The sequence below is a fragment of the Microvirga zambiensis WSM3693 genome, from assembly GCF_016735695.1.
GTDB lineage: Bacteria > Pseudomonadota > Alphaproteobacteria > Rhizobiales > Beijerinckiaceae > Microvirga > Microvirga zambiensis.
Genome location: NZ_JAERQD010000124.1, coordinates 1 through 7,797, shown reverse-complemented (window position 1 = coordinate 7,797; position 7,797 = coordinate 1). Strand labels below are relative to the sequence as shown.

Annotated in this window: 4 protein-coding genes and 5 pseudogenes; 6 read left to right on the top strand and 3 right to left on the bottom strand. The window is 63.6% G+C overall.

Annotation, left to right across the window (positions count from 1 at the left end):
* Positions 1-444, top strand: a 444-nt coding sequence (locus JKL46_RS33605; RefSeq protein ID WP_281400203.1) for an IS4 family transposase, incomplete at its 5' end; no start/stop codon positions are given.
* Between the two features lie 87 nt (positions 445-531).
* A pseudogene (locus tag JKL46_RS33600) lies at positions 532-879 on the top strand (nitroreductase family protein); the annotation flags it as partial.
* A 16-nt stretch (positions 880-895) separates the two neighbouring features.
* Here JKL46_RS33600 and tnpA read toward each other — a convergent pair.
* Together tnpA and JKL46_RS33590 are read right to left on the bottom strand one after the other, a co-directional pair.
* Positions 896-1,276: an IS66 family insertion sequence element accessory protein TnpA gene (gene tnpA / locus JKL46_RS33595; RefSeq protein WP_040639777.1), complete on the bottom strand. Its 381-nt coding sequence runs from the start codon at positions 1,274-1,276 to the stop codon at positions 896-898.
* Between the two features lies 1 nt (position 1,277).
* Positions 1,278-2,496, bottom strand: a pseudogene (locus tag JKL46_RS33590) (IS4 family transposase).
* A 421-nt stretch (positions 2,497-2,917) separates the two neighbouring features.
* Here JKL46_RS33590 and JKL46_RS33585 point away from each other — a divergent pair.
* Positions 2,918-5,524: a PAS domain S-box protein gene (locus JKL46_RS33585; RefSeq protein ID WP_201842730.1), complete on the top strand. Its 2,607-nt coding sequence runs from the start codon at positions 2,918-2,920 to the stop codon at positions 5,522-5,524.
* Positions 5,525-5,638: 114 nt separating this feature from the next.
* Here the strand turns inward: JKL46_RS33585 and JKL46_RS37125 are convergent.
* A pseudogene (locus JKL46_RS37125) lies at positions 5,639-5,755 on the bottom strand (integrase core domain-containing protein); the annotation flags it as partial.
* A 167-nt stretch (positions 5,756-5,922) separates the two neighbouring features.
* Here JKL46_RS37125 and JKL46_RS33575 point away from each other — a divergent pair.
* The 3 genes and pseudogenes from JKL46_RS33575 to JKL46_RS33565 all read left to right on the top strand — a co-directional run.
* A complete protein-coding gene (locus tag JKL46_RS33575) occupies positions 5,923-7,125 on the top strand; it encodes an IS701 family transposase (RefSeq protein ID WP_425493350.1) in 1,203 nt (400 codons plus the stop codon).
* Between the two features lie 109 nt (positions 7,126-7,234).
* Positions 7,235-7,474 (top strand): annotated as a pseudogene (locus JKL46_RS33570) (recombinase family protein); the annotation flags it as partial.
* Positions 7,475-7,570: 96 nt separating this feature from the next.
* Positions 7,571-7,797, top strand: a pseudogene (locus JKL46_RS33565) (IS256 family transposase); the annotation flags it as partial.

Sequence of the window (7,797 nt, the reverse complement as noted above, 5' to 3'; positions counted from 1 at the left end):
CCAGCTCAAATGGCGAAGCTACCCGCTTTTGTCATTTGCATTCAGACTATCGAGCTGTTCCATAAAATCCTGAAATCGGGCTGCCGCGCTGAGGAGGCGAAACTCCGGTCGGCCGAGCGGCTGGTCAATCTGCTGGCGCTGTTCTGCATCCTGGCATGGCGGGTGTTCTGGCTGACGATGCTCAATCGAACGGCACCCACGGCATCCCCACGCCTGGTCTTCACCCCGCTCGAGATCCGCCTGCTCGATCAGCTGGCCAAGGACAAGGCGTCGTCACCGGCGCCAACGCTGTCCCACTATCTGACCAAGATCGCCCGGCTTGGTGGCTATCTCGCGCGCGCCAAAGATCCGCCGCCCGGCAACATGGTCCTATGGCGCGGCCTCTCGCGCCTCACCGACATCGAACTCGGCGCCTCCCTCGGCATGAGGCTTGTGGGTAATTGAAAGCTTTGCGCAAAGAGAGCGAAGGCACGCTTGCACCTCCAATCTATCATCTTACCCATAGGAATTATTGTGACCAACGGGAGCACTATGACTAACGCCGTCACTATGACCAACGCCGTCATCGAAAATATCCTGAGCCGCAGCACAGCCAAGTACTATGACCCTGCCGCTAGCCTGAGCGACGACCAAATCCGCGAGTTGGTGCGCATCGGCACGACCGCGCCGACATCTTTCCATTTGCAGAACTGGCGCTTCATCGCCGTACGCTCGGCTGAAGCCAAGGCTCATCTCCGCCCGATCGCCTGGAATCAGCCGGCGATCACTGAAGCCGCCGTTACCTTCATCATCATCGGCCAGTTGGCCGATGCCAGTACTGTTCCCGAGCGCCTGGCGCCGGTCGTGGAAGCCGGAATCATGCCGGCGCACCTAGCCCCAATACCGTTGACTTAAGCTATAGTACCAAACGCCGGCGCAGCCGGGCGACCCACTGGTTGAAGCGGTACACCTCCAGATCATGGGATTGGCAGTACGCCGTGCGTGTCAGTCGACTGACATTCCAGTCGCGAACGTGCTGATGCCATGAAGGGCGGCCGCAGGCTTGGCCTGGTGGTCTGGAAGCAGTCTGCGGGAGAGCCGTTGACAGGAGCACCGTGTCCTCCACCATTGGCGCGACAATCCGGATAAGCGCGCTGGAGCGGACGATCGGCGCGGTCAGGGGCGGCCCAGCCCGCGCCTTGGTCGGGAAGTTGCTCATCTTGCGTTTCACCACACGTGGATTGTGGCGACCTCGACTGGGCTCGGCCGGTGTGTCGATGATCTCGATCAGGATCATCTCATGCATCTGATGCTGTCGCTGAGGGGGAAAACGCGGCATAAAACGGGAGATGCCGCCGGACAATCCGCACCGTGTGGAGGAAGGACAACGTGTCCGGGTCGCACCCGGCCTTTCGGCTGGCAGCATGGATCAGCTGCCGCAACGCCAGATGGACGAGCAGAAAGCCATAGAGTTCTTGTTCGGCCAGATCCGCCCGGCGACTGCGCAGCATCAGGCGCTGCCCGGGCAGGCTCACCTTGAATTCGGCGAAGGTCCCCTCGCACTCCCACCGTTCATGATACAGCGCTGCCAACTCCGTCGCTGGCGCGACGGCCGGGTCGAGGAGCGTGGTGACCAGCCGATAGAGGGGCTCCGCGTCCGCGATGCCTTCCAGGCGATAGTCGATGACGCGCACGACCTGTCCACCCTCATTGTGTCGACGCTGCTTGGGCGAGGCGTAAAGCCCTCAGATACGAGCCATCGGGAAGGCGCTGGTGGCAGGGCAGTTTGTGGTTGAGGCGCACCCGCCAGAGCAAGTCGGCGCCCGTCGCTACCGCCAAGCGCCACAGCTCAAAGCCGACGAAGGCCCGATCAGCCAGACACAGCATGTTCGGCTGCAAGTGCTGCAACACGCGCGGCGTCAAGCGGACCTCGCTGGTGTCGTAGCGGCCAACCGCCACGGCGAACATGGCATGGGTGCCGGTTTCAATCAGCCCCACCAGGCGCAGCTTCGGGAAGCTGCTGGCGCCCCGCGAGGCGGCAGGGCGGCCGAACTGGGCCTCCAGTTCCGGCGTATCCGGAAGATCAATGGTCGTGCCATCCACACTGACCAACCGGCGACCACGGTACCACGCTCCGGGCGTGCCGGGGTCCGCAATGGGATGGGCCACCCGCTGGAACAACTCCCGCACGGGCGTGACCCCCAGCCGGATCCGCGCACGGGTGATGGCCGACTTGGTCGCCCCCAGCGCGTCGAGCCCGCCCAGGCGGAGCCACCGCACCCCCTCCAGCAGGCATCGCAACACCTCGCCGTAGGAGGCCTGTGCATACAAGGCCAGCGCCATCACATAGTACACCACCAACGGCGCTGGCAGCTGTCGATGCCGCTGGCTCTGTCGCTGCGTCGCGACCAGCACAGCGTCAATCAAGGCCGCCGGAACGGTCGTCGTCAGCACCCCGAGTGTGACGAGATCGCTGATCCGTGGGCTGTCCGGCAGGCGCGCTGGAGGTCGGGTCATGACTGAACCCTCCGCAAGCTACCCCCCTCGTCACTTCACACCCCATCGGCAGCTTAAGTCAACGGTATTGCGGCTAGATCTTTCGTCCGAAACCAAGGTCAAGTTGATCATCTCCGAGATATTTCGGATACTCAAACCCTCCTCCCGCATATCAAGCGAACTTAGGGCGTGGCACTGGATCGGTTCCTCGTCCTGGCGCAGCCCCTTTTGCACAGGCACTTGGAAGGAGCAGCCAAAGCAATTGCCAGAACAAATCGGCCAGCGCCATGTTGCTGCGCTTCGCTGCTGCCGCTTTACCTGCGAGGTCGATCGAGCCAAACTAACGGCGCTGCAAATCGGGCAACTGGCGGTCGGAGCCGGCGGTTTATGCTCCGTCGCTCCGGAACTGGGACCACCGGCATGTCCCTGGTGAGGTTGCAACATGCAGGCAGGGCAGACCCAAGGGCAAGATCAGGCGACGTCGCCAATCGTCTCGTCGCGTGTACTTCGAGCTGTTAGCGCTGTCACCGCTATCGGGATCTTCATTCTCGATACGATGACCCCTGCGGAGATCGCCGTCGCCGTACTGTACGTGGGCGTCGTGCTGCTCACGGCCAAGGTTCTTCAGGCGCGCGGTGTTGTGCTCGTGGCGGTGGGCTGCATGGCGCTGACGATGCTGAGCTATGTGCTGGCGCAGCACGATGCATCGCCAAGCATCGCTCTTTCAAACCGCCTTCTCAGCCTTGCGGCGATCGGCGTTACGGCATTCCTCGCCGTGCACAGCCGATCGAGAGAAACGGTGCTGCGCGAGCAGGCGGGTCTCCTCGATCTTACCCACGACACGATCTTCGTGCGCGACCCGAACGACGTCATCACCTACTGGAATCGCGGCGCCGAGGAGCAGTACGGGTGGAACAAAGGAGAAGCTATCGGCCAGGTCTCTCACCAGCTCACCCAGACGATCTTCCCCAGGCCGCTCGAAGAGATCACGGCCGAGTTGCTCCGCACAGGCCGTTGGGACGGGGAGCTCGTCCACACCAGGAAAGACGGCACGCAGGCGATCGTGGCGAGCCGCTGGTCGATGCGACGGGACGCACGGGGCCGTCCCGTCGCGATCCTGGAGACCAACAACGACATCACTGAGCGCAAGCGGGCGGAGGAGGCGCTGCGCGAGAGCGAGGAGCAATGGAAGGCGGTGTTCGAGTGCAACCCAACCATGTACTTCATGGCGGACGCGGCCGGCACCATCCTGTCCGTCAATCCCTTCGGAGCCGAGCAACTCGGCTATACAGTTGATGAACTGGTCCGCACTCCAGTGCTGAGCGTGTTCTACGAGCCGGACCGGGAGACCGTGCAGAGGAACATCGCTAGCTGCTTCGCCCAGCCTAACAAGGCGATGAGTTGGGAGGTTCGCAAGGTACGCAAGGACGGCACGGAGCTCTGGGTGCGCGAAACCGCTCGGTCCGTGCTGTTGAGGAAGTGCCAAGTCATCCTGGTCGCATGCGAAGACACTACTGAGCGCAAGTGCGCCCAAGAGGCGGCCCGGCGGAGCGAACAGGAGCTGCGTGATCTGATCGAGAACCTGCCGGCCATGGTGTACATCGTTTTGCCGGGGCCCTTCGGGCCTATTGCTGCGTTTGCCAGCCGGGGATGGCGCGAATACTCAGGCTTGTCCCAGGAGGACACGGCCGGATCCGGCTGGCAAAGCGTTGTCCATCCGGCCGACCTGGAGCGCAATTTGGAGAAGTGGCGAGTGTGCGCGGCGGTAGGCGAGCCATACGAAAATGAGTCGCGTTACCGCCGGGCGGCGGACGGGGCCTATCGCTGGTTCTTGGACCGTGCCGTGCCGCTGCGCGATGAGCACGGCACCATCCTCAAATGGTATGGCATTCTGACCGACATTGAAGACCGCAAGCGGGCCGAAGCCGCTTTGCGGCGGAGCGAGCACTACCTTGCCGAGGCGCAGCGCCTCAGTCACACCGGCAGTTGCGCCTACACCCCGGCCACCGAGCAAGTGATTTACTGGTCCGAGGAGATGTTCCGGATCTATGGATTGGATCCGCAACGCAGCCGTGCCCCCGACGTGAATGAGCTCGCTTGCTTTTGGCATCCGGACGATCGCGACCGAGTTCTCGAACGCGTCAGGACGGCAGTCTGCGAGAAGGCCGAGTATGCGGTCGAGCACGGGATCGTGCTGCCCGACGGAACGGTCAAGCACCTGCACGTGAGCGGGCATCCGGTATTCGATGACACCGGCGCTGTCGTCGAATACGTTGGCACGGTAATGGATGTGACCGAGCGCAGGCGCGCCGAGGAGGCGCTGCACAAGGCGCAGGCTGAGCTCGCGCATGTCACCCGTGTGACGACGATGAGCGCGCTAACCGCCTCGATCGCGCACGAGGTCAACCAGCCGTTGGGTGCCATCGTCACTAATGCCAATGCGGCCCTGCGCTGGCTCGCCCACGAGCCGCCCGAGCTCGACGAGGCCCGCGAGACGCTGGAGCGCATCACGCGGGACGGACACCGGGCCAGCGAGGTGATCGGCCGGGTACGCGCACTCCTCCGGAAGAAAGCCGCCGTCGCGAAGCGGGTGAACCTAAATGATCTCATTCAAAATGTGGTCGCCCTCGTCCATGGGGAGGTGAGCCAGCATCGGATCCTGCTGCGTACCGAGCAGGCGCCCGATCTACCGCCCGTGATGGGCGATCACGTGCAGCTGCAGCAGGTGTTGTTGAACCTGGTGCTGAACGGTATCGAGGCCATGAAGGATGTGACGGAGCGGCCGCGCGAGCTGCTGATCCGGTCCCGGCGCGAGGAAGCCGCAGTGCTGGTGGCCGTGCAGGACACCGGCGTCGGGTTGGAGTCACAGAATGCGGGACGGATGTTCGAGGCGTTTTACACGACGAAAGCGGAGGGGATGGGCATGGGTCTGGCCATCTGCCGCTCGATCATCGAGGCGCACGGCGGACGATTGTGGGCGAGCGCCAACGAGCCTCGGGGCGCGGTCTTTCACTTCAGCCTGCCGGTCGACCGGGACAGGCCATTGTGACCGAGAGCTCCTGGCCTATAAGCGGAAACCATCTCTAGATGTGAGTTCTGATCAGGTTGTTCCAGCGAGGGCCTGAGCCGGTGTTCGTCGGCCAAGACTACCATGCGGGCGCTACTGATTATACCAGGTCAACCACCGCGGCAGGTCAGCGGCCCGAGCATCCGATGAACTGAACGGGATCGCATAGGCCCACTCCCGCAGAAGGGTCTGGATGAAGCGCTCGGCCTTGCCTTTCCTTCAAGTCTAGAGCAATGGCGGTTCTGACGGAACCAGGGCGTTGCCGCTATCGCTTTGTTTCAGCACCACTTCTCCCAGCGAATCATGATCCAATGCCGGGCGCGCTGCTCTAGTACTACAGTCGGGTTTATGCGTTGTCTTGGACACGGAGGTATCGTGCCATGACGCATGCAAACGAGGTCCATCTCTGGGCCGCTCAATTGGATGACCTCTGCACCCGGATCGCTCCCCGTTTCAGCCGCATCGAACCGCGCCGACGCGCCCGGGCCTACTTGCAGGGTCTGCTCTCACCTTTGGAGCGTAAGAACGGCTGGCACCTGGCGGAAGCCGCCGGCGATGTCAGCCCCGACGGCGTGCAGGACTTCCTCGCCCGCATGCACTGGGATGCCGAGGCGGTGCGCGATGACCTGCAGGCCTATGTGGTCGAGCATCTCGGCGATCCGGACGCCGTGCTGGTGCTGGACGAAACGGGCTTCGTGAAGAAGGGCGACAAGTCCGTCGGCGTCAAACGCCAGTACTCCGGCACCGCAGGCCGCATTGAGAATTCTCAGATTGGGGTGTTTCTCGCCTATGCCAGCCGGCACGGGCATGCGCTGATCGACCGGGCGCTCTACCTGCCGGACACCTGGGCTTTCGATGCGGCCCGCCGCACGGAAGCGGGCGTGCCGGAGGAGATCGGCTTCACCACTAAGCCGAAGCTCGGCCAGGCGATGTTGAAGCGCGCGTTTGCGGCCGGGGTGCCGTGCCGGTGGGTGGTCGGCGACTGTGTTTATGGCGCCGACTCTCACACCCGCCGTTTGATTGAGGCGCACGGGCGCGGCTACGTGCTGGCGGTGACCTCGGCCCAGCGGCTCGGGCTCAAGCCGGTGGAGGACTGGCTCGAGGATGTGCCCACAAGAGGCTGGACACGGCTGAGTGCCGGCGACGGGGCCAAGGGCCCGCGGCTGTATGACTGGGCCTATCTGCCCTACGGTATCCCGCCGACAGGCTGGAAGTCCGGGCTGCTGATCCGGCGGAAGAAAGGGCGGCCGCATCAGTTCACGTTCTATCTCACCTGGGCGCCAGAGGAGACATCACTGGCTGATCTGGTGCGGATTGCGGGGATGCGCTGGGCGATCGAGAGCTGCTTTGAGGAAGCCAAGGGCGAGACCGGGTTGGACGAGTACGAGGTGCGCTCGTGGACGGGCTGGCATCGCCACATCACCCTATCCATGCTGGCGCATGCGTATCTGACCATCGTGCGTCAGCACGCCATCGGGGGGAGAAGTCCCGGTCAAACGCGGCGTGCGGCTGCTGCCGCTCACCGTGCCGGAAGTGCGGCGGCTGCTTTGGCACTTGGTGTGGGAGCGACCGCCTTCGGTTGAGGCGGTCGAGCGCTGGTCGGTGTGGCGCCGACGCCATCAGCAGCGCGCTCGTGAGTGCCACTGGCGTAAGCGCACGCGGCGCCGACGCAAGGCCCGGCTGTAGTACTAGCCCATCGAACGTGTCCATGTCATCGATAGCGACCTGGGACTCTCCGGCGCGCAGTCGCAGGACCGCGACGGTTTCCAGCACCTGGTGACCGAAGTGGCGATGGGACATGCAGGGATCGTGCTGGGGCTGGAAGTGTCGCGCCTGGCACGCAACAATGCCGACTGGTACCGGCTGATCGACCTGTGCGGGCTGTCCGACACCTTGATCGGCGACGCGGACGGCCTGTACGAGCCCATATCGAACTATACCGGAATGTGGGTGATGACGGATTGAGAAAGGCGACGTATCGAGGCGGGTGTCGAGCCTGCCAGAACCTCTTCGAGAGAGCGATACGTCATGAACGAGACTACCAACATTGTCCGCCTTCGTCAGCCCGATATCATTGACGATCCGCTGACGGATCTTCTCCGAGCCGGCGCGCGCAAGCTGCTGGCCCAGGCCATCGAGAGCGAGGCCGAGGCCTATCTGGCCAGCATGCGCGATCTCAAGCTGCCGGATGGCCGCGAGCGCCTGGTCCGGCACGGCCATGGGCCTGAGCGCACGCTCCAGACCGGCATCGGCCT